General features: G+C 60.4%; 17 protein-coding genes. 1 reads left to right on the top strand and 16 read right to left on the bottom strand.

Annotation, left to right across the window (positions count from 1 at the left end; translation table 11 throughout):
* Positions 1-179: 179 nt before the first annotated feature.
* The 9 genes from tatA to NQ018_RS03725 form a co-directional block, all read right to left on the bottom strand.
* The gene (tatA, locus tag NQ018_RS03765) at positions 180-476 is read right to left on the bottom strand and encodes a Sec-independent protein translocase subunit TatA (RefSeq protein ID WP_257058563.1); all 297 of its coding nucleotides are present in this window, start codon (positions 474-476) and stop codon (positions 180-182) included.
* 186 nt (positions 477-662) lie between these two features.
* Positions 663-1,631, bottom strand: coding sequence for a helix-turn-helix transcriptional regulator (locus NQ018_RS03760; protein WP_257058561.1), 969 nt, complete (start codon positions 1,629-1,631; stop codon positions 663-665).
* Positions 1,628-2,683: a helix-turn-helix transcriptional regulator gene (locus NQ018_RS03755; RefSeq protein ID WP_257058560.1), complete on the bottom strand. Its 1,056-nt coding sequence runs from the start codon at positions 2,681-2,683 to the stop codon at positions 1,628-1,630. Before NQ018_RS03755 ends, NQ018_RS03760 begins: the two co-directional genes overlap by 4 nt.
* Before the next feature lie 3 nt (positions 2,684-2,686).
* A complete protein-coding gene (gene pafA, locus NQ018_RS03750; protein ID WP_257058558.1) occupies positions 2,687-4,279 on the bottom strand; it encodes a Pup--protein ligase in 1,593 nt (530 codons plus the stop codon).
* Positions 4,206-4,388 carry a ubiquitin-like protein Pup gene (locus tag NQ018_RS03745; RefSeq protein WP_257038115.1) on the bottom strand — a complete coding sequence of 61 codons (183 nt, stop codon included), beginning with the start codon at positions 4,386-4,388 and terminating at the stop codon, positions 4,206-4,208. The genes pafA and NQ018_RS03745 overlap by 74 nt, the downstream gene beginning before the upstream one ends.
* Positions 4,389-4,418: 30 nt before the next feature.
* Positions 4,419-5,957, bottom strand: a complete 1,539-nt coding sequence (gene dop, locus NQ018_RS03740) for a depupylase/deamidase Dop (RefSeq protein ID WP_257058556.1) — start codon at positions 5,955-5,957, stop codon at positions 4,419-4,421.
* Entirely contained in the window at positions 5,954-7,573 is a 1,620-nt protein-coding gene (gene arc / locus NQ018_RS03735; RefSeq protein ID WP_257058553.1) for a proteasome ATPase, read from the bottom strand. Before arc ends, dop begins: the two co-directional genes overlap by 4 nt.
* 86 nt (positions 7,574-7,659) lie before the next feature.
* On the bottom strand, positions 7,660-8,496 hold the full coding sequence (locus NQ018_RS03730) for a tRNA (adenine-N1)-methyltransferase (protein WP_257058551.1): 837 nt from the start codon (positions 8,494-8,496) through the stop codon (positions 7,660-7,662).
* Between the two features lie 102 nt (positions 8,497-8,598).
* Positions 8,599-9,906 (bottom strand): M18 family aminopeptidase, encoded by a 1,308-nt coding sequence (locus tag NQ018_RS03725; protein WP_257058549.1) that lies wholly within the window; start codon positions 9,904-9,906, stop codon positions 8,599-8,601.
* A gap of 109 nt (positions 9,907-10,015) precedes the next feature.
* On the opposite strand from NQ018_RS03725, the gene NQ018_RS03720 reads away from it, so the two are divergent.
* On the top strand, positions 10,016-10,834 hold the full coding sequence (locus NQ018_RS03720) for a RecB family exonuclease (protein WP_257058547.1): 819 nt from the start codon (positions 10,016-10,018) through the stop codon (positions 10,832-10,834).
* A gap of 12 nt (positions 10,835-10,846) precedes the next feature.
* On the opposite strand, the gene NQ018_RS03715 is transcribed toward NQ018_RS03720, so the two are convergent.
* The 7 genes from NQ018_RS03715 to metH all read right to left on the bottom strand — a co-directional run bounded on the left by NQ018_RS03715 (position 10,847) and on the right by metH (position 22,191).
* Entirely contained in the window at positions 10,847-12,496 is a 1,650-nt protein-coding gene (locus NQ018_RS03715; protein ID WP_257058545.1) for a formate--tetrahydrofolate ligase, read from the bottom strand.
* Between the two features lie 127 nt (positions 12,497-12,623).
* Entirely contained in the window at positions 12,624-14,294 is a 1,671-nt protein-coding gene (gene aspA, locus NQ018_RS03710) for an aspartate ammonia-lyase (RefSeq protein ID WP_257058542.1), read from the bottom strand.
* 540 nt (positions 14,295-14,834) lie between these two features.
* Complete coding sequence (locus NQ018_RS03705) at positions 14,835-16,142, bottom strand: anaerobic C4-dicarboxylate transporter (RefSeq protein WP_257058540.1); 1,308 nt, start codon at positions 16,140-16,142, stop codon at positions 14,835-14,837.
* A 459-nt stretch (positions 16,143-16,601) separates the two neighbouring features.
* Positions 16,602-17,447, bottom strand: a complete 846-nt coding sequence (gene hisG / locus NQ018_RS03700) for an ATP phosphoribosyltransferase (protein WP_257058538.1) — start codon at positions 17,445-17,447, stop codon at positions 16,602-16,604.
* Between the two features lie 120 nt (positions 17,448-17,567).
* The gene (locus NQ018_RS03695; protein ID WP_257058535.1) at positions 17,568-17,852 is read right to left on the bottom strand and encodes a phosphoribosyl-ATP diphosphatase; all 285 of its coding nucleotides are present in this window, start codon (positions 17,850-17,852) and stop codon (positions 17,568-17,570) included.
* Positions 17,818-18,537: an HAD family hydrolase gene (locus tag NQ018_RS03690; protein WP_257058533.1), complete on the bottom strand. Its 720-nt coding sequence runs from the start codon at positions 18,535-18,537 to the stop codon at positions 17,818-17,820. The genes NQ018_RS03695 and NQ018_RS03690 overlap by 35 nt, the downstream gene beginning before the upstream one ends.
* 63 nt (positions 18,538-18,600) lie before the next feature.
* Entirely contained in the window at positions 18,601-22,191 is a 3,591-nt protein-coding gene (gene metH / locus NQ018_RS03685; RefSeq protein ID WP_257058529.1) for a methionine synthase, read from the bottom strand.
* Positions 22,192-22,265: the final 74 nt, after the last annotated feature.

Below are 22,265 nucleotides of genomic sequence, written 5' to 3'. Positions count from 1 at the left end.
CGGCCTACCGATACCTTGTTCTTCAGCACACGCAGTTTGGCGGCGAAGCTACTCCCGCTCTTCCCATTCTTGCGCGGCACGCGGCCGCCGGTGCCCCGCCGTGAGCGAGGAACCTTGGTGACCACATTATTGGCAGATGAAGCGGAATCCGGCGTGGATTGATTCTGGGTCATGTCCGCTTAGTTTTGCTGCTGGTTGTATGGCTGCTGAATTGGCTGTTCCACAGGCTGCTGAATTGGCTGCTGCAGCGGCGCAACGTTTGGCTGAGCGGTGCCTGCTAGGTTCTGCTGGTTTGCTGCGCTGATTTGACGCTGCTGCTCAAAGCGCTCGTCGTCATTCTTCATTTCCTTGACCTCGGACTTGAAGATACGCATGGAACGGCCCAGGGAACGAGCTGCGTCCGGCAGCTTCTTGGCGCCGAAGAGCAGTACCACGAGCAGTACAACGATGCCGATTTCGAGTGGTCCAACGCTCATGAGAGTCCTTTCAGAACAGGGAAACTTGCAGTATGGAGCAAGGTTCTGCGGTGGCGCGAGCACCACCTTTTCCGGTTGATGTGCAAGAAGACTTGCTATACACCCTGCCAAGTGTAGTGCCCAACGCTCAAATGCTCACCCAAACACTCGGTTTTTGCAGACTTGGCAGGTCAGCAGCGGGTCTGACTACACCTGCGCTGGGGTGCCATAAGCCTGCGCGGCTCGCTGGGCACGTTCGCGGACCTCCTCAGCGGCCCCCGCGGGTGCGATCACCCGGACCCGGTCAGCATTGCGCAACGCGAACTCCACCAGCCAGGCCTGGGCAACCAGAGGCGCGCTGCACTCCACCCAACCGTGTTGGTCCGCGGCGCCCAGAACTTCAATGGCTGTACCCTCAGCCAGCCACAACGCATCCTGGCGAATGAGGAAGTGCGCCTTCGCCGTAACGTGCGCGAATCCAAATGGGTCTTCTGGGTCTTGGGTGAGCCGGTGCAGGTGGGGCCTGGAGTCCTGGCTGTGGAGCTCCACTGCACTCATGCGGTCCAGGCGGAACGTCCGGTGGTCCCCCTTGGCTTCCTCCCAGGCAGTGAGGTAGGAATGCCCCTGGGCTGTGAATAACCTCGCTGCGCTCACTGTCCTTATGCTGGGATCCTGCTCCCCCTGGCCAAGATAGCTAAAGCGAAGCTGCTGCCTTTGTGCCATTGCCTGGCGGATCGTTTCCAGCACCTCGGCGGGTGCTAACGCAACCGCGGTGCTATCCACAACAGCAGCAGCTTCCTGGGCCATGATCCCGCGGATCTTCGCCGCCGCAGACTCCACCGCTGCTGTGGACACCAAGCCCGGTACCTGTTCCAGGGATTCCAGGGCCAGCAACAAGGCGCCAGCCTCGGTCCGGGTGAGCCGCAAGGCGGTATCCATTCCTTGGGCATCGATCACATGCACAGCCTTGAGGTTGGGGTCCAGGTCCACTAGCTCATCAGGCAAGCTACCGGGGCCACAGCAAAACAGCCGGTTGAGGTCATCCCGAATTTGCTCCGGTGTGGTGCCCAAGTCAGCCGCTGCCTCCAGCATGGAGCGCCCCGGGTGCGCCTTGAAGTAAGGCAAGAGGTTCAACATGCGGACAAGGTCATGCAAGCGCTGCAGTTTGTGGGTCATTCGCGCTCCTTTGCTTGTGCTGCGCCTTCCTGAAGATCCGTCTGAACCCCGGCCAACTGGGCAATCCGCGCGCGTAGCGGCGCCGGGCCCAGCACCTCCACGGCGGGGTACGCCACCAGGGCGTTTCGGGCTAAATCATCTTCCACAGCACCACGAACTTCAATCACCTGCAGGTCTTGGGCAGCGCCATTCAGGGGGTGCTCGTCCACGACGTGCGGATTCAGTTCGCGGAGCCAGGCTGGGAGTGCGCCGGCAACGCTCAGGGTGGCGTCGGTAAGCGTGGTTCCTTGGGCGAGCTGCTCCAGCACCATTTCTTTGAGATCCCTGGTGCCGGGGCCGTGGAAGTCGGGCGCGGCGGAGGTGGGTTGGATCGTGACGTGGGCGATGCGGGTCATGCGGAAGGTGCGTGGGGCGTTGCGAGTGCGGTCAAATCCCGTGAGGTAGAGGCGGTCCTTGTGGGTCACCAGGCCCCATGGGTCGATTTCGCGGCGCACGGGTTCGCTGGTTTTGGTGCGGCGGTAGTCGAAGGTGACGGTGCGGGTGGTGGCAACGGCTCGAAGGATAGCGTCAAGGTCCTGAGCACCAATTTCGGTGAGATCGTTGTACGCGCGCAGTTGCGGGGCTGTTTGGAGGTCACGCTGCAGACCCGTTGCGGCGAGCTTGGTCCACCCGGACCGCTGGAATCCGGAAAGCTCTGAGCCTTGCCCAAGCTGGCTGGCCACTGCCAGGGCGGTTGCCTCCTCCGGGGTGAAGTGCAGCTCGGGGAGGGTGTAGTCATCGGATTGGAGCCGGTAGCCGGTGCCGTCACTGGTGGCGATCGCCTCAATGGGCACACCAGCGGCGAGGAGCACTTGGCGGTCACGGTGGAACAGCCGCTTAGCCGCATCTGTGGCGCGTTTCTCCCCCTCCGGCGTGCGCGCGTAGCCTTCCACGTTTGCGATCACCCACTCGGCAGGGAGCATGGAGCGGCCTAAACGCTCAGCATTCAGGAACGCAAAAGTAAGGTTGGTTTGCCGTTCAATCGCATAGTTGCGCGGTGCCGGTGCGCTCATGGCTTAGGTCCCCTGCTCGGAAGTATCGGCGTTGTGGTGCGCGAGCATGTACTCGATGAGGGCATCCACCTGTGGTTCTTCGGTGAGGAAAGGGTCGCCGAGCTCAACGATTTGCGGTTCCGGGCGGGCAACCATCATTCGGAGCCAATCGACGCTCACCGGCGCCTGCGTCTGCCGGGCTGCCTGGAGGAAACGGCCGCGTAGTGTGGCTCGAGTGGTGCTTGGGGCGTGATCGACAGCGTGCAGGATGTCCGAATCACTGAGGATGCGGTGCACCAGGCCCTTGGCTTCAAGGGCGCTGAACAGGCCGCGCCCCGGGCGGATGTCGTGGTAAGCCAGATCCACTTGCCGTAGCTTCGGGTGGCTGAAATCCTCAGGTGATAAGCCGAGGCGCTGCTGGTAGGAACGCAGCAGGTTCAGCTTGATTGCCCAGTCCACATCCTGGGCGAGCGCAGCAAGATCACCCCGCTCCAAGGCACTGACCACCTTCTCCCAGAGGGCGACCACGCGCTCCAGCTCGGCATGGTGCTCAGTTTCATGCTGGGCCAGCGTTTGCTTGCGCAGCCCCAGCCACTGCTTTGCAGCATCCAGGTAGGCGCGTTGAATCTCCACAGCGCTACGCTGCTCCCCGGAGACAAGCTGCGCTGGAGTAGCGCCCGGTGCAAATTCCGGTGCCGATTCAGGTGCTGGCGGCAGGCCGCGGGAAACATCCCTGATGGCCTGCATCTCATTGGCCAGCTCCAAGCCTTTGGGCTCGTACCCGGCCTCGATCATTTCCAAAACCAGGAAGGTGCTTCCCACCTTGAGCCAGGTGGAGGGCTCTGCCATGTTGGAGTCTCCCACAATCACGTGCAGCCTGCGGAAACGGTGAGAGTCCGCGTGTGGTTCGTCCCTGGTGTTGATGATCGGGCGCGACCTCGTGGTAGCGCTCGATACCCCCTCCCAGACGTGGTCGGCGCGCTGCGAAAGCTGGAACACACCGTCCTGGATGGAGCCGGCGCCGCAGAGCAGTTGGCGGGTAATCAGAAACGGCAGCAAGCTCTTGCCCAGGGTTTTCAGGACCGCGGAGCGGCTTACCAGGTAGTTCTCGTGGCAGCCGTAGGAGTTGCCAAAACTGTCCAGGTTGTTCTTGAACAAGTACACCTGGCCCCCGATGCCCTCCTTGCCGAGGGCGCGCTCGGCTTCCTCAGCCAGCCGGTTCACAATCACATCGCCGGCCTTTTCATAGGCCAGCAGTTGGGTGGGGCTATCACATTCCGCCGTGGCGTATTCCGGGTGGGAGCCGACGTCCAGGTACAACCGTGAGGCATTGGAAACAAAGATGTTTGAGCTTTGAAACTCCTCCACGATGGGGCGGAACATGTAGCGAGCGATAGCATCTGCACCCAATTTGCGCTCCCCTGCTTCCGCAACGCAGGTGATGCCGTACTCCGTTTCCACGCCCACGATGCGCCGGGTGAGCGCCCGAGCGGCGTCTGGCTCCAACGCTTCTGCCTCGCCCCACAATTGCCCGACCACGTGACTACTGGCCTCCCTTTTGCACGTAGGAGCGAACAAACTCCTCCGCGTTGTGCTCAAGCAGTCCGTCAATCTCATCGAGCAGGTCATCCACACCCGCGGTGTTCACCTGCACCTGTGCGGCCTGTTGGGCCAACTCGGTGGCGTCGTTATCCTTGCCGCCTGAATGCACTTGTTGCGTTCCCATGGTTGCCTCCTTGAAAATGTCTGCCTCATTCTAGTACCGCGCCGCAGGCAGCTGTATTGTCTCCACGCCGGGCGCCTGCTCAAGACCTGAAAGGAGCGTACCGACGTCACCACGGAGCAGCGGCTCGGCGTCGGCCTTGCCCATCGCAAGCGGGTCGCTCAGCACCACCCGCCACAGCTTTTCCTCCTGCTCGCCTGCGGCGAGGGTGAAGGACTCCCAACTGGAGGCCACCACCGCCGAATCGAAGCGGCGTATCACCTCACCGCGCAAGTAGGCGCGAGTATCTGCTGGTGGGACGAGCGCCGCCTGTGCGATTTCCTCAGCGCTAAACAGCGTGCGCATTTTCCCTTGGCGCACCAGAGCGTGATAGAGGCTTTTCGCGGGATCGATGTCCGTGTACTGGAGGTCGATCAACTGCATCTTGGCGTCAGCAATGTCCACGCCGCGGGCCTGGAAGGAGGTGATGAGGGAGTATTTGGCACACCAATCCAGGTGCTGTGCAGCAGCCAGCGGCCCCTGGGCCAGCAGGGTGTCTACCTCGCGGTAGGTAGCCAACACGTGTTCGTCAGTAGGCGTGCGCGGCTGCACCCGTGCAAGATACTCCGCGATCAGTTCGCGTGCGGTGAGCTCCCGGCCATCTTTCAGGGTGAGGCGGTGGGTGAGGCTGAGGTCGCGGCTCACTCGCTGTACTTCTGTGACTGGGTGTTGCAGCGCGAGGTCACTGAAGGTTTCCCCGGCGATGACTGCCTCCAGCACCAGTGAGGTGAGGCCGAATTTCAGCAGGTTGGAGGTGTGCGAGAGGTTGGCATCACCGATGATGACGTGCAGGCGGCCGAAGCTGTCTGCCTGGGCGTGGGGCTCATCGCGGGTGTTGATGATGCCTCGGTTGAGCGTGGTTTCCAGGGAGATCTCGGTTTCAATGAAGTCTGCGCGCTGGGAAATTTGGAAGCCGGGCCGTTCCCCGTGTTGGCCCAGGCCCACGCGGCCGGCGCCGATAAACACCTGGCGAGCCACAAAGAACGGGATCAAAGCCTGTGCGAGCACCTGAAAGTCAAGGTCACGGGGGTACAGGTAGTTTTCGTGCGCGCCGTAGCTCGCGCCTTTGCCGTCGGTGTTATTTTTGTAGATTCTCAACGCCGGCGCCGGCTCGTGGTGCTCCAGCACCGAATGCCCCTGCGCGGTGTGCTCCGCCACGAGTGCTGCGGCTTTGAGCAGGATGTGGTCCCCGGCAGCGTCATAGAGCACCGCATCCAGGGCGTTCGTGACCTCCGGCGAGGAATACTCAGGGTGGGCGTGGTCCACGTAGAAGCGCCCGCCATTGCCAAGCACCGTGTTCGCCACGCCAATTGCGTGGGGGTCTACCACCGGGACCGTGTCATAGCGGCGCAGGTCAAACCCCCGGCGGTCACGCAGAGGGTGCTCGGAGCCGAAGTCCCAACGGACGTTCGTGGCGCAGCGCTGATCCAGGGAGTACGCGACCACCGCGTGGGTGGAGGTGGAAATTGGGCTCAGCGTTGGATTGTCCGGCGTGGAAATGCCGTACTCAGTTTCGCTACCGATCACAATCATTCAGAGACCTCCTGTTGTGGTGCCGCACTGGTTGCGGTGGCAAAAATTCGAGCTTGCACCACCTTGGCTCCCTGGCGGCCAATGATCCTGGACCACTCGTCTGGGTTGGCGGTGTTTGGCAAGTCCTCGTTTTCTCTGTTTTCGGCGTCAATCGCAGCGCGCAGGTGCGCTGCGGCAATGCCCACTTTCCGTTCCTCACCCTCCGGCGCGGGGTGGTTGTCCGCGGCGATCTGCTCTTTGATCGCCAACTTCTTGGCGCGGTCCACCACGTTGGCGATCATCGCGCCGGAGGCGAAATCGCGGTAGTGCCACAGCTCGGTGGTGCCGTCGAACAAGGTGAGTTCCACAAAGGGGTTGTCGCGGTACATGTACTCCACCGCCTGCTCAATGAGCCTGGCAACCGGCTCCTGGGTGGGCACTGAAGGGGTGAGATAGCGGGCAAAGATCTCCAGTGCGTCTTGCGCGTTGGGCCGCTCCACCTTGATTTTTACGTCCAAGCGGCCTGGGCGAAGGATGGCGGGATCGATGAGTTCTTCGCGGTTGGTTGCACCAATGACGATGACGTTGCTCAAGCCCTCTACGCCGTCGAGTTCCGTGAGCAACTGCGGCACCACGGTGGTTTCCATATCCGAACTCACGCCAGAACCGCGGGTGCGGAAAATAGACTCCATCTCATCAAAAAATACGATCACCGGGCGGCCCTCTTCAGCGAGCTCGCGGGCACGCTCAAAGATCAACCTGATCCTGCGTTCGGTTTCACCCACAAACTTGTTGAGCAGCTCAGGGCCCTTCACGTTAATAAAGTAGCTTTGGGAGCCGTTGCCGATGCGCTGGGCCAAGGAGTTGGCCACGGCCTTTGCGATCAGCGTCTTGCCGCAACCCGGTGGGCCGTACAGCAATACACCCTTGGGCGGCTTGAGGTCATATTCGCGGTAGAGATCAGGGTGGGCGAACGGCAGTTCCACCGCATCTTGGATTTGTTCGATTTGCCGGTCCAAACCACCAATGTCCTGGTAGGTCACGTCTGGCACTTCCTCCAGTGCCAACTTTGCCACCTCTGTCTTGGGGATGACCTCAAAGATGTACCCAGCTTTGGCATCCACTAGCACGGTGTCTCCCGCCCGCGGCCGGTGGCAGAACTGCTCGGTGAGCGGCTGCGCCAGGCGCAGCACCTGCTCCTCCCCGTTGGGCTCAGCAACCAGTGCGCGCTCGGTGCCCACCATCTCAACCAGGGTGGCTAGTGAACCGGTGGTATCAAACCCGCAGGCCTCAACAATCTGGCTTGCCTCCCCGAGGCGAACCATGACACCCGGTACCAGCTCCGAGGTGTCCACCCGCGGGCTGATGGCCAGCCGCATCCTGCGTCCAGCCGTAAACACTTCCGCGTATTTCAGGGAGGCAGCATCTATGGCGTTGCTGTTGCTGGAGCTGAACTCCAAGAAGGTGCCGTAGGTGGATGGCGGCACCGCCAGCTCCTCGAGTTGGGCGGTGAGGCGCGCCATCTTGTCCCGAGTAGCTTTGAGGAGCTCGGCAAGTTTTTGGTTGCGAGCCCCAAGGGCCGCATTTGCGCGGCGCAGCTCGTGTGGGTCAGTCACAGCGTGGGATGCTTCTTGCATAGGTACACCTTACCTACCAAACCTACAGATCCGCCGCGGCTTCACCCACTGCTTTGAAAAACGAGTTCCAGCGACCCCGCGCGGCGCTATTTGCGCGCTTTGCGTTGGGGACGTGGCGGCGTGACGCCGTCGGCAAGGCGCCTGGTCCATACCAAGAATGCGGTGTGGGCATTCATGCGGTGTTCGGGGCGGGTGGCCAGGCCTTCCACGCGCCAGTCACGGACGAGGGATTCCCAGGCGCGGGGTTCGGTGAAGCATTGTTGCTCGCGGATGCCCTCCATCACCTTCATGAGTTGTGGGACGGTGGCAACGTAGGTCATGAATACGCCACCGGGCAGGAGCAGCTCACGAACTGCGTCGAGGCATTCCCAGGGGGCGAGCATGTCCAAAATGATGCGATCTACCGGGCCACCGATGTCTTCAGGGGTGACCTCTTTGAGATCGCCAAGGCGTGGGGTCCAGTTATTTGGACGCCCGCCGAAGAACTCATCCACGTTATGCTCGGCGAACTCCAGGTGGTCCTCGCGGATCTCATAGGAGATCACCTCGCCCTGCTCACCGACGGCGCGCAGCAGCGTCATGGACAGCGCCCCGGAGCCCGCGCCGGCCTCCAGCACGCGTGCACCTGGGAAGATGTCCCCCTCCACGAGGATTTGGGCGGAGTCCTTGGGGTAGATCACCGCCGCGCCGCGGGGCATTGACAGGACATGATCTACCAGCAGGTGGCGGAAGCAGAGGTATTCGTAGCCCTGCTCGGACTTCACTACCGTGCCCTCATTTTTTCCGATGATGTCATCGTGGGCGATCCTGCCCTTGTGGGTGTGGTAGTGCTCCCCTGGGACGAGCACGATGGTTGCGTGCCGGCGCTTGGGGTCGGTGAGCTGGACTCGGTCACCGGCTTGGAAAGGTCCTGAGTATGCCATGTGGGAAAAACTTACCAGAGCCTCAAGGTGAAGCAGCACCGCGTCCCATGCCGGAAACCTTTCAGCCTCTCAGCCCCTCGCGGCCCCTGCGGGCTCAGCGGTCTACGCCGCCGCTAGGAATGCCGCGAGTGCTCGGTAGAAGGCGTGGAGGTCTTCGATGTGCGCAAGTTCCCGAACCGAGTGCATGGCCAGCAACGGAATGCCTACGTCCACGGTGTCAATCCCCAAGCGGGTGGCGCTCAGCGGTCCGATGGTGGTGCCACCTGGCACAGCGTTGTTGTTCGCAAAGGACTGTGATGCAACGCCCGCACGCTCTACAGCCTGCACCCACGCCGCAGTTGCCCTGGTGGAGCTCGCATAACGCTGGTTCGCGCTGAGCTTGAGCACGGGGCCTGCGCCCATCACCGGGGCGTTCGAAGGATCATGCCGGGAGGCATAGTTCGGGTGCACGGAGTGGGCAGCATCCGCGGAAAGCATTGTGGACCTGGCGAACATCCGCGCCTTTTGCTCCACGTCTCCTCCCAGGGCATGAACGACGCGCCCCAGGGTCTCCTCCAAAAGCGGACCCTCCGCGCCCGTCACGCTGCCGGAACCCACCTCCTCATGGTCAAAGCAAGCAACTACCGCGATGTCTTTACCGGTTTCCAACTCATCTGAGGCATCTGCAAGCGCCCTGAGCGCGGGGAACACGCTGGAGAGGTTGTCCAAGCGTGGTGACGCCAATAGCCCAGAGGCCAGCACGCGCGAAGGCTCCGCGGGGGAGGTAATGAGGTCATGGGCCACGATATCTGCCTCAGTGACCCCCAATACCTCCGCAACCTTAGCCAACACACTGGTGTTTCCGGCATCGCCACCGAGGAGCCCCACCACAGGTTGCGTGTGTGCCTGACGGTCAATCTCCACCGAAGTACGTGGCTGGGGGCTCAAGTGGATAGCCAGGGAGGCGATGGTGAGCATCGGGGGCGTGTGCACCAGCCGGGTGGTGCCATCACGCAACGTCACCTGCCCGGCCAGCGTGAGATCTCGGTCAAACCATGAGTGCACGATTGGTCCACCGTAGACCTCAACGTTTGCCTGCAGCCAGCCGTGACTCTCGGTTGATGCCTGGTGCTTCAACTTGAACCCTGGTGAATCCGTGTGCGCGCCGATAATACGAAACGCCGATTCCTCCACGTTTGCGCCCTTGGGGATCACCCAAGCAATCAGGGCTCCATCAACCACGAGCGCGAAGCGCCTTGGCCCTGTGTGCTCCAAGGCATCTTTAGTAGGGAATGCATCTGCCCTCTGCAACACCTCAAACCCCGCCTCTTGCAACAACTGCGCGCCCAAGGCCGCGGCGTGGAATGAGGAAGGCGACCCCGAAACATATTCGGTGAATCCATCTGCAAACGATCGTGCTGTATCAACCATGAACACGAGTGTAATAGCCCCCAAGGACATGCGCCCTGAACAGGGAAAACAGCATCCTATTGGTGGGTGGCTAACGGGCGTGTCCGGCTGATTGATTAAAGTTGAACCCATGGAATCACCCGCCAAACCACTTGCCCTCTCCCCTTCACGCGCTGGGGACTACGAGCAATGCCCACTGCTCTACCGCTTTCGGGCAATTGACAAGCTGCCCGAACCAAAAACCGTGGCGCAGGTGAAAGGCACCTTGGTCCATGCAGTGTTGGAAGAAATGTACGGCTGGCCGCGCGAGCAGCGCAGCTATCCAGCGGCAGTGAAGCGGCTCAAGCCGAACTGGGCAACCATGTGTGAAAAAGACGCCGAGCTGCTGGAGTTGATTCCAGAAGAACACACCTTGGATTTCCTCGTGGAATGCCGCAGCCTCCTACGCGGCTACTTTGAAATGGAAGACCCCACGGGTTTTGACGCACATGCGGTGGAAATGTATGTGGACACCACCTTGCCCAACGGCGTACCGGTGCGTGGATTCATTGACCGTGTAGACATTGCCCCAACCGGGGAGGTCCGAGTTGTGGACTACAAAACGGGCAAAAAGCCCCTTCCCCAATACTCCGCACAGGCAAAGTTCCAGATGCGCTTCTACGCACTGGTGTACTGGCGGCTCTTCGGCACCATTCCGCAGCAACTGCGCTTGATGTACCTCAAGGTCATTGACTCCATGTTCCTCGCCCCCGCGAAAGAGGAACTGGAGTACTTTGAGCATGACCTCAAGCGCCTCTGGGACCAGATAGAACAAGATGGTCAAAGCGGCCAATTTGCGCCAAAGACCAGCAAGCTGTGCGGCTGGTGCGCACACCAATCTCTCTGTCCAGCCTTCGGCGGCACTCCACCTACATACCCAGGTTGGCCGGGAAGCGCCGCCACCAGCTAAGCAAAGGCTGCCTTAGAACAGGCCCTTGATCTGGCCATCTACAACATTGATCCCATTTGCAGCAGGGGTCTTGGGGAGCCCCGGCATGGCGATGACATTGCCGGTCATGGCCACCACGAACCCAGCCCCAATGCGCGGCAGGAGCTCCCGAACATGGAGCACATGCCCCGTCGCCGCGCCGAGGGCGGTCGGGTCATCGCTGAAGGAATACTGCGTTTTAGAGATACATACCGGCAGCGTGTCCCAACCATTGGCCTCCAAGTAGGCCAGGTCTTTGCGTGCCTTGGCGGAAAACTCCACTTCTGCTGCACCGTAGATTTCTTTGGCAATCGTCTCGATAGAAGCCTCGACGCCGTGCGCCGGGTCATACAAAGGGTGATATTGCTCGCCGAAGCTTTGTTGAACTAGTTCAGCGAGTTCCTCGGCGCCGGCTCCGCCGCGAGCCCACACATCCGCGCTGGCTAGCGCCACTCCAAAACCTTTAGCCCATTGGCGCATGAACTGTTCCTCAGCAGGGGTGTCCGCGCTGAACCGGTTGAGGGCCACCACGGGGCTGATTCCGAATTTGCGGATGTTGCTTACGTGGCGCTCCAAGTTCACCACGCCCGCCGCGAGGGCCTCCAGGTTTTCCTGATTGAGCTCAGCGCGCGCAACGCCCCCGTTATACTTCAAGGAGCGAATGGTGGCCACGATCACCACGGCATTCGGCTGCAAGTGGCCGGCTCGAGCCTTGATGTCCAGGAACTTCTCCGCGCCCAAGTCTGAACCGAAGCCCGCTTCCGTGACCACCACGTCTGCCAACTGCAAAGCGGTGCGGGTAGCAACTAGGGAGTTACAGCCGTGGGCAATGTTTGCAAACGGCCCACCGTGAACAAATGCTGGAGTGCCACCCAGGGTTTGCACCAGGTTGGGGTGCAGCGCATCCTTCAGCAGCGCCACCAGCGCGCCAGTTACCCCGAGCTGCTCCACCGTGACAGGCTCTCCTTGGAACGTCTGGGCCACCACTACCTTTCCCATGCGCGTGGCAAGATCATCCAGATCCGAGGCAAGGCACAGGATTGCCATGAACTCGCTGGCAGCGGTGATGGTGAAGCCGGTTTCCTGCGGGTTGCCGTCGGCAAAGGCACCAAGGCCGGTAACGACGTGGCGCAGTGAGCGGTCATTCACATCCATACACCGCTGCCAGGTGATGCGGCGGGGATCGATACCAAGCTCGTTGCCCTGGTGGATGTGGTTATCAATGAGCGCGGCGAGCGTGTTGGTGGCTGAGGTGATGGCATGGAAATCACCAGTGAAATGCAGATTGATGTCCTCCATCGGCACCACCTGGGAGTAACCCCCGCCTGCAGCGCCGCCTTTAATGCCCATCACCGGCCCGAGTGAAGGCTCGCGCAACGCCACCATGGTCTTGAGCCCTGCCGCCTTGAGGGCGTCGGCAAGCCCAATCAGCACGGTGGACTTGCCCTCCCCCGCTGGCGTTGGAGAAATTCCGGTGACCAAGATGAGTTTGCCGGGTTCAGACTGCGGGACGTGCGTGATATCTACTTTCGCCTTGGTGAAGCCGAATGGAACGAGAGCCTCGGGGGCGATGCCTGCGCGCTCGGCGATTGTGGTGATGGGTTCCATCGTGTGGGCTTGGGCGATTTCAACATCACTGAGCATGGTGTTTCCTTTCACGGTGTGCGCAAAAACGATGCGCGCCCACCCTCACAGAATCTGTGGAGACTGGACGCGCACGGGTGTTTCTTTCTTGGGTCAAGGCACGATCATGGCCTTGGATTTCCCATTTTTAGTCGTCGAGGTACAGCGTACCCCGAAACACCGGGTGCATGAGGTTTTCCTTGCTCAGCACCTGGTTGAGGGTTTCCTCATCCATAAGGCCTTTTTCCAGCACGAGTTCGCGAACGGAACGGCCCGTGGCGGCGGCTTCCTTACCGATCATGTCACCATTGTGGTGCCCAATGAAGGGGTTGAGGTAGGTCACGATGCCAATGGAGTTTTCCACGTACGCGCGGCAGACCTCTGGGTTTGCGGTAATACCCACCACGCACTTTTCGCGCAGGGCATCCACTGCATTGCCGAGGATGCGGATGGACTGGAACAGGGCCTCGCCGATCACGGGCTCCATCACGTTGAGTTGGAGCTGGCCTGCCTCCGCGGCCATGGTGACGGTGAGGTCGTTGCCAAAGACTTTGAAGCACACCTGGTTGACCACTTCTGGGATCACGGGGTTCACCTTTGCCGGCATGATGGAGGAACCTGCCTGGCGTGGTGGCAGATTGATCTCGTGCAGGCCAGCGGTTGGACCGGAGGACAGCAAGCGGAGGTCATTGGAGATCTTGGAGAGCTTCATCGCTGCACGCTTCACCGCGGAGTGAGCGAGGACGTAGGCGCCGGTATCGCTGGTTGCCTCAATCAGGTCCCGTGCAGACTTCATCTCCAAACCGGTGACCTCCGAGAGCGAGGCCGTGACCTGATGGCGGTAGCCGGATGGGGTGTTCAAACCGGTGCCGATTGCGGTGGCGCCCAGGTTGATCTCCAGGAGGCGATCCGCGGCGGTGCGCAGAATCGCCTGCTCTTCGGCCAGGTTGTGGGCGAAGGCCTGGAACTCCTCACCCAAGGTCATTGGCACAGCATCCTGGAGCTGGGTACGGCCCATCTTCAGAATGTCGGCAAACTCCGCACCCTTTGCAGCAAAGGCCTTTTGAAGCTGGTCCACCTGGTCAATCAGGCGGGTCATGCACATGTACACACCCAGGCGGAAGCCGGTTGGGTAGGCGTCATTAGTGGACTGGGACATGTTCACGTCATCGTTGGGGTTGATGATGTGGTAGGAACCCTTGGGCTCCCCGAGGTACTCCAGCGCGAGGTTTGCCACAACCTCGTTAGTGTTCATGTTCAAAGAAGTGCCGGCGCCGCCCTGGAACACGTCAATTGGGAACTGGTCCATGCAGCGGCCGTGGTCCAGGATCTGATCACAGGCCCACACAATTGCCTCCGCCTTCTTGCGTGGAAGAGTGTGCAGGCGGCGGTTAGCAAGGGCAGCGGCCTTCTTCACGTACACCATGCCCTGAATGAACTCGGGCACATGGTTGATAGTGGTGCGGCTGATCTGGAAGTTATCAATAGCGCGCATCGTATGGATGCCGTAGTAGAACTCGTTGGACACCTCCATGGTGCCCAAAAGGTCCTCTTCCACGCGGGTGCCCTTGGAGAAGTCCTGCTCCTCAGACTTACCTTCAGCCTTCGTGGTCTTCTTTGCCTTTGCAGCCTTTGCGCTCACTGCGCTCTCCTTTTCTACCTGTGCTGTTTGGTGTTCGGTTGGGATGTTTTCGAGGTTTTGGTTGGGGTCGCCCTTGGTGGCTTGGGCTTTCGCCTCCTGGACCTTGGCGGTTTGTTGTTTCTGCATGTCCGGTGCCGGTTGCACCTGCGGCGTTGAATCTTGCTCGGACTTACTCATATGGGGTGAATACTCCTTCTGGGATTCTTGTGGATTTGGCAGCGTCGGTACTGGCGGCAGTACAGGCGGCAGTACCAGCGCCTGCGTTCGCCCGGGTCACACTCAGGGTTCTGCTCCTTGCCCAAAGCACACCCCCGACGCCACGTGTTTGTGGAACGAGTAGGGAAACTCTGTGAAGTTGTGGGGGTGCCGTGCGCAGTTGCGTTTCCAACCAAGGCCCGAGCCTTGCTGCCCTCTCCGCCTACTCCACGCTACTGGAGCGTGGCCGCCTTTTGGCCGGAGTAAACTCGCGAGTTTTCGAACCCCAAAAATGTGCTTTTACCTGCCTTTTGACAGTTAAAATTGTTGCTGCAGGATAGCAAAGGCTCGCTTTGGAACCCGCGGCCCAGAAGGCAAGATTTCAGCTTGCAAAGTTTTTTCTCTTGCCCTCCGATCCTCCTACCCCCGTTAGGGGTAAAAAGGCGAAATGATGGGAGCGCTGGGGGTGAGAGGCATTCCGTAACCATGCTCCTCAAAACGCATCAGACTCGGCTCGATCAGCTAGATCAACACACCGCCGATCAAGTAACCGAGCAGCACCGAAAGCACAATCTGCAGCGTTCCGGGAATGAAGAATGGGTGGTTGAACACGGCCTTGCCGATCCGGGTGGAGCCCGTATCATCCATTTCCACTGCTGCGAGCAGCGTTGGGTAGGTAGGAAGGATGAACAGTGCCGAAACCGCGGGGAAAGCAGCCACGGCGGTTAGTGGGCTTACACCCATCGCGAGTGCCGCCGGCATGAGTGCCTTCGCGGTTGCTGCCTGTGAGTACAGCAATGCCGCCGCGAAGAAGAGCACAACCGCGAGCAACCATGGGTATGCGTTGAGCAGGTCGCCGGAGAAGTCCTGGATTTCTTCGATGTAGTGGTTTACCAGCGTGGTGCCTAGCCAGGCAACGCCAAGCACACACACGGAGGCAGACATGCCAGAACGGAACACTTGGGTGTTGAGGATGTCACCCGCGGGGAACTTGCACACCAGCACGATGATGGTTGCGGCGGTGAGCATCATCGCCATGATCGCCTCATTGCGCGGCAGCGTCGGTTCGCTGATCAGTCCCACCTGGTCAGAGATCGCGGTGGCGTACACCATCACAGCAAGGATGGCCACCAGGAAGATCACTACGGATGCCTTCGCTCCGCGCACCGGCTCGTAGTGGGCCGCGCCCTTCGGCGGGCTCACCAACCCGCGGGAAAGACGATCTTGGTACTCAGCGTCCGCCTCCAGCTCCTTGCCCAAGCGGTTAGCCAACCAGGCGGTAGGGAATATGGCCAGGAAGGTCGCTGGAATCAGGATTGCCAGCAGCGTGAGGTAGCCAACCCCAAGCGGCTCCATGATGCTCGCCATGAACACCACTGCCGCGGAAATGGGCGAGGCCGTGATGGCCATCTGGGACGCCGGCACGGCAACGGACAGCGGGCGGGAAGGCCGCACACCGGATTCCTTGGAAACTTCCACGATCACCGGCAGCGTACTAAACGCGGTATGGCCGGTGCCCGCAAACAACGTCATGAAGTAAGTAACCACCGGCGCAACATAAGTAATGTATTTGGGGTTTTTCCGCAGAGCACGTTCTGCCAGGTGAACCAGGTAATCCAGGCCACCTGCACGTTGCATCGCGGCGATTGCGGCGATCACGGCCATGATGATGCCAATGACGTCAAAAGGAATGTCATCGCGTGTCACGGCCACGCCGCTAAAGCCCAGCAACATCACACCGGCGCCGCCGGCAAGACCAATAGCAATCGAACCAAGGCGCGCGCCTAAAACGATTGCACAGAGCACTATCAGGATATGGACAACAGCCATACTTCTACACCTTTTCTGTGAAATAAGGAGGTGGTTGGGTGGGGAAAAATGCCTTCAAGGGCAAACACGCATGCCGCGCACAGTACCGACGCAACCAGCATGCCGGGCACGGAGAACCCAATAACGAGAATCTGCTTCCCAAACACCAATGTGAGCTCAACGCGCCTATGGAATTTTCAAAAGCGTTGAGCTGAAGTGCTGCGTGTCTCTTGTTTCCTGGTGACTTTTCCTGTCCCTCAGGCTGTTACCAGATCCTCACGCTCTACTTCCCCCAGTGTGCGTGACAAACGGCAAAACCACAACCAAAAACCACAGAAACCAACAAAACGGGCGTTGTATAGGTATTAAATCGAGCTATATGCAGTGACGATTATCCTACCCAACGCCCGTTGTGATTGTGCGCTCACTATCGCCCTATAGGTAGGGATACCGCAGCGCACATGAGGCTACTTTGGTGCCTTAGATTCGGGCGATGCGAATTTCCGAGGCCAAAATCGCCTCTGCTCCAAGTGCTGCGAGATCGTCCATCACCTTGTTGGCATCGCGTCGCGGCACCATTGCGCGCACGGCAACCCATTCCTCGCGTGCAAGCGGGGAAACCGTCGGACCGGACAGCCCAGGAGTGACCTCCGTTGCCGCAGGCAAAGCGGCACGCGAGACGTTGTAGTCCAGCATTAAGTAGTTCTGGGCGTGCAAGATACCCTCAATACGGCGGAGGAACACCCGCTCCTGCTCGGAGTCCTCACGGCCCTGCTGCCCCACCACCACCGCTTCAGAGGTGCAGATTACGGGGCCAAACGGCTCGAGTCCCTGCTTGCGCAGAGTGCGGCCAGTAGACACAACATCGGCGATGACGTCCGCGACCCCCAGTTTGATGGAGATCTCAACAGCGCCGTCGAGGCGGATCACTGATGCCTCCACGGATTGGGATGCCAGGTAGTCGCGCACCAGGTTCGGATAGGACGTGGCAATTCGCTTGCCCGCAAGATCGGAAACCTCCAGGTTCAACCCCTGAGGAGCCGCAAAGCGGAAGGTGGAGCTACCAAAGCCCAAGGCCATGACCTCGGAAACATCCGCGCGGGAATCCGCCGCCAAATCCCGGCCGGTGATGCCTAGATCAAGTTGCCCGCCAGCCACGTAGATCGCGATGTCCTTGGGGCGCAGGAAGAAGAACTCTACGTCATTCTTCTTGTCAATCACGTTGAGCTGCTTGGATTCCCCACGGCCGGTGTACCCGGCCTCTTTGAGGATTTCCACAGCAGCCTCAGACAAAGACCCCTTATTCGGGATCGCAACTTTCAACATCGAGCTTCCTTCACATTCCAGCGCAAGTAGGGACACAAAAGGGGTACACACCCAGGGAGCCTCAGCCACAAGCTGGGGAGCGCACAACAGGTGCGTGCAAGGGGTTTTTACAAGGGGTATTTAGAGGTACTTGTAAAGGTCCTCCGGGGTCAGGCCCCGGGCAATCATGATGGTTTGCAACCAGTACAGAAGCTGCGACATCTCCTCAGCCAGCTCCTCATCGGACTGATACTCAGCGGCAATCCAAACCTCGCCGGCTTCCTCAATTACCTTTTTGCCCAGATGATGCACACCTTTCTCAATGGCAGCTACGGTGCCAGACCCTTCCGGGCGGTCCTGCATCTTCTGGGTGAGCTCTGCAAAAAGGGAATCAAAATTCTTCACGCAGGCAATTGTTCCACACATCCACCAGATCCCCCACCTCAACACCACAGTAGGAACCCTGCGGAAAATCTTGCACCCCATCCGGGCGTACTTGGGTAGCAAGCGGGGAAGCAAGCACAAGGCAACCCGCACCAACCGCGGCCGTCATCCCAGTCGTGGAATCCTCCACAGCCAAGCACTCCCCTGGTGCCACCCCGAGGGCGGCCGCTGCGCGCTCATAAATCATGGGGTCAGGCTTGCCTTGGGGCACATCATCACCGCACATGAACACGGAAAAGTACTGCGTACCCAAATGCTCCAGCACCGGCATTGCCAGTTCACGCGGGGTGTTGGTGACCACCGCATTCGGGACCCCCGCCTCCTGCAATTTGCGCAGCAATTGCTCCACGCCGGGCACAAACGCTCCCCGAGTGATCAAAAGATCCTGGACGCGGGCGAACATGGTGCGTCGGTAGTGCTCAAGCAACTCATCGTTGAGCGTAATCCCCGCGTGCTCTGCGCAGATGGTGGCGGTATTCAGAAAGGAACCGCCTACCGTGCGCTCGCGGAGTTCCGGGGTGATGCGCCGGCCCATCTCCTCGCTCATCTCATAGGTAGCGATCTCCCAGAGCGGCTCTGAGTCAATCAGCGTCCCGTCCATGTCCCACAGCACGGCGCGAAAACCGTTGCTTGCAGGATCCTTGGGAAGGTGTGAGGCAGTGTCCATGCAGCCAACAATGCCAGCACACCCAGCGCGAGGCAATTCAGGGATCTTCACGCACTACACGCTCTAGACGTTAAAGTACTTCGCCTCCGGGTGGTAGAGCACAAAGGCATCCGTGGATTGCTCAGGGTGCAATTGCAGTTCCTCGGACAAGCTCACGCCCAGGCGCTCTGGCTTCAGAAGCTCCACCAGAGTGCGGCGATCTTCCAGATCCGGGCAGGAACCGTAGCCAAAGGAGTAGCGGGCTCCGCGGTATTCCAAATCAAAGAAGCGCTCGAGATCTTGAGAATCTTGATCGGCCGCGGTTGTGCCGTCGTTCAGCTTCAGCTCCGAGCGAACTCTCGCGTGCCAGTATTCAGCAAGCGCCTCGGTGAGTTGCACGCCAACGCCGTGCACTTCCAGGTAGTCGCGGTAGTTGTCTGCCTGGAAGAGTTCATTGGCAAAATCTGCGATTGGCGCGCCCATGGTGACCAACTGCATTGGGAACACGTCCACCTGGCCGGTTTCCTGCGCGAGCTCCTTGGATCGGATGAAATCCGCGATGCACAAGAACTTCCCGCGCTGCTGGCGGGGGAAGTGGAACTGCGCTATCACCTCAGCGTTCGGGTCTGGCTCAGCGAGCAACATCACGCTGTCCCCGCTGGATACTGCCGGGAAGTAGCCGTAGACCACCGCCGCGTGGTCCAGGATTCCCTCCGACTTCAGGCGATCAATCCATGCGCGCAGGCGTGGGCGGCCCTCGGTTTCCACCAGCTCCTCGTAGCTTGGGCCTTCACCGCCGCGGGTGGCTTTGAGTCCCCAACGGCCCATGAACAGGGCGCGCTCATCCACCATAGGGAGGTACTCGGCCAGTGGGATGCCCTTGACAACCTTCGTTCCCCAGAACGGCGGGGTGGCCACCGGGACGTTGATGGCAACATCTGAGCGGGCTGGCACCTCCACGGGCTGCGCTTCGGCCTTGCGCCGCGCTGCGATGGCTTTGGAGCGTTCCTTGCGCGCGCGTCGTTCCTCCCGCTTACGGGCGGCGGCCACGGCCTCCGGTGAGTTGGGGTCAAGCCCCTCCCCGCGCACTCGTGCCATGAACTCCTGCATGAGGCGCAAGGACTCAAAGGCGTCCTTGGCGTAGTAGACATCGCCTTCATAAACCTCAGTGAGGTCATCTTCCACATATGCACGGGTGAGCGCGGCACCGCCGAGGATCACCGGGTAGTTGGCATCGCCAGAAGCATTCATCTCCTGGAGATTTTCCTTCATTATCACCGTGGACTTCACCAGCAACCCGGACATGCCAATGGCGTCCGCATTGTGCTCCTTTGCAGCCTCCAGGATATTGGAAATTGGCTGTTTAATGCCGATATTCACCACGTTGAAGCCGTTGTTGGACAAGATTATGTCCACCAGGTTTTTGCCAATATCGTGCACGTCACCCTTTACGGTAGCGATCACGATTGTGCCGTTGCTTCCGGAATCATCGCTTGCCTCCATGAACTGCTCCAGGTAGGCAACGGCGTGCTTCATGGTTTCGGCGGACTGCAACACGAAGGGCAACTGCATCTGCCCGGAGCCGAAGAGCTCACCCACGGTCTTCATACCCGCGAGCAGGTCATCGTTCACGATGTCCAGCGGGGACTTCTCTTGCATTGCGGCATCGAGGTCCGCCTCCATGCCGGCCTTCTCGCCGTCGATCACACGCTGGGCAATGCGCTCCAGCAGCGGCATGGCTGCCAGGGCTTCGGCGCGTGCATCCTTTGCCGACGCAGCCGAAACGCCCTCGAACAGCGCCATGAAGGTTTGCAGTGGGTCGTAGTCTTCTGTGCGGCGGTCGTAGATCATGTCCAGCGCAACCTTGCGCTGCTGCTCATCGATCCGGTTCATCGGCAGCAGCTTGGAGCTGTGCGCGATCGCGGAATCCAGGCCGGCCTCAATGCACTCGTTGAGGAACACGGAGTTCAGCACCTGGCGCGCCGCAGGGTTCAGGCCAAAGGAGATATTGGAAAGGCCCAGCGTGAGGTGGATGTCCGGGTAAAGCTGGCGCAGGGTGCGGATGGCCTCGATGGTTTCAATGCCATCGCGGCGGGTTTCTTCCTGTCCTGTGGAGATTGGGAAGGTGAGCGTATCCACAATGATGTCACGCACATGCAGACCCCACGTTTGGGTAATGTCCTGGATAAGGCGCTGCGCGATCTCCACCTTCTTTTCCGCAGTGCGGGCCTGGCCCTCCTCATCAATGGTGAGCGCCACCACCGCTGCACCGTGCTTGACCACCTCTCGCATGATGCGCTGGTAGCGGGAGTCGGGGCCGTCGCCGTCTTCAAAGTTCACGGAGTTCACCGCGCAACGCCCGCCGAGGTGCTCAAGGCCCACCTTGATCACTTCCGGCTCGGTGGAGTCGATCATGATCGGCAGCGTGGAGCTGGTAGCCAGAAGGCTTGCCAGCGCGGCCATGTCCTCGCGGCCGTCACGGCCCACGTAGTCCACGCAGAGGTCGAGCATGTGGGCGCCGTCGCGGGTCTGCTGCTTGGCGATGTCTACGCATGTTTCCAAGTCCCCGGCGAGCATTGCCTCGCGGAATGCCTTGGAGCCATTGGCGTTGGTGCGCTCACCGATCAACGTGATGCCAGTGTCTTGGGTGAGATTTACCGAGGTATAGAGTGAGGCCACCGCATCTTGGGTAACGGGGTGGCGCTCCGCCTGCTCGGCGTTGCCCACCACCGAGTCACGCACTGCGGAAATGTGCTCAGGGGTGGTGCCACAGCAGCCACCGACCATAGACAGGCCGTACTCCTCCACGAATCCCTTCAATGCCACACCCAATTCTGGGGCCGTAAGCGGATACTCCGCACCGTTTTTACCCAGCACTGGTAGGCCCGCGTTCGGCATTACGGAAACCGGGATGCTGGCGTTGTGGGAGAGGTAGCGCAGGTGCTCACTCATTTCCTCAGGGCCGGTGGCACAGTTGAGGCCGATCATGTCAATCCCCAAAGGCTCCAGCGCGGTGAGTGCTGCGCCGATTTCAGAGCCGAGCAGCATGGTGCCGGTGGTTTCCACCGTCACGTGCACCACCAGCGGCAGGCGGTACCCCACCTGAGCGAAGGCTTCCTGGCAGCCCAAGACCGCGGCCTTGACCTGTAGGAGGTCCTGAGCGGTCTCGATGAGGATCGCATCAGCGCCGGCCTTTGCCATACCCAGCGCGGCCTCGGTGTAGTACTCCTTCAAATCATTGAAGGGCGCGTGCCCCAGGGAAGGCAACTTGGTTCCGGGGCCCATGGAGCCCAGGACGAAGCGCGGCATGCCATCACGTCCAGGCCCCATTTCATCTGCAACCTCGCGGGCAATTGCCACACCCTTGTAGGCCAGCTCTTGGCAGCGATCCGCGATGTCATAGTCGGCCAAGTTCGGTAGGTTGCAGCCAAAGGTGTTGGTCTCAACCAGGTCAGCGCCCGCCGCAAAGTAGTTACGGTGGATTTGCGCCACCACGTCCGGCCGGGTGTGGTTGAGGATCTCATTGCAGCCCTCGAGCCCAAGGAAGTCTGCATCTACGTCAAGGTCAAAGCCTTGCAATTGGGTGCCCATGGCACCGTCGCCAATCAGCACGGTGGAGTTGAGGGCATCCAGAAAGGCTGTGGACTTCAAGGGGAGTTGCGCTGCGGTTTCCATAGAGTAGACAGCTTAGTACGCAATAACTCCGCCTGCAATGAACATCCACCCGCACGCCCCGCCACCGCACCCGC

The organism is Corynebacterium kozikiae (genome assembly GCF_024580965.1).
GTDB classification, from domain to species: domain Bacteria; phylum Actinomycetota; class Actinomycetes; order Mycobacteriales; family Mycobacteriaceae; genus Corynebacterium; species Corynebacterium kozikiae.
This window is presented reverse-complemented; position numbering and strand designations above follow the sequence as displayed.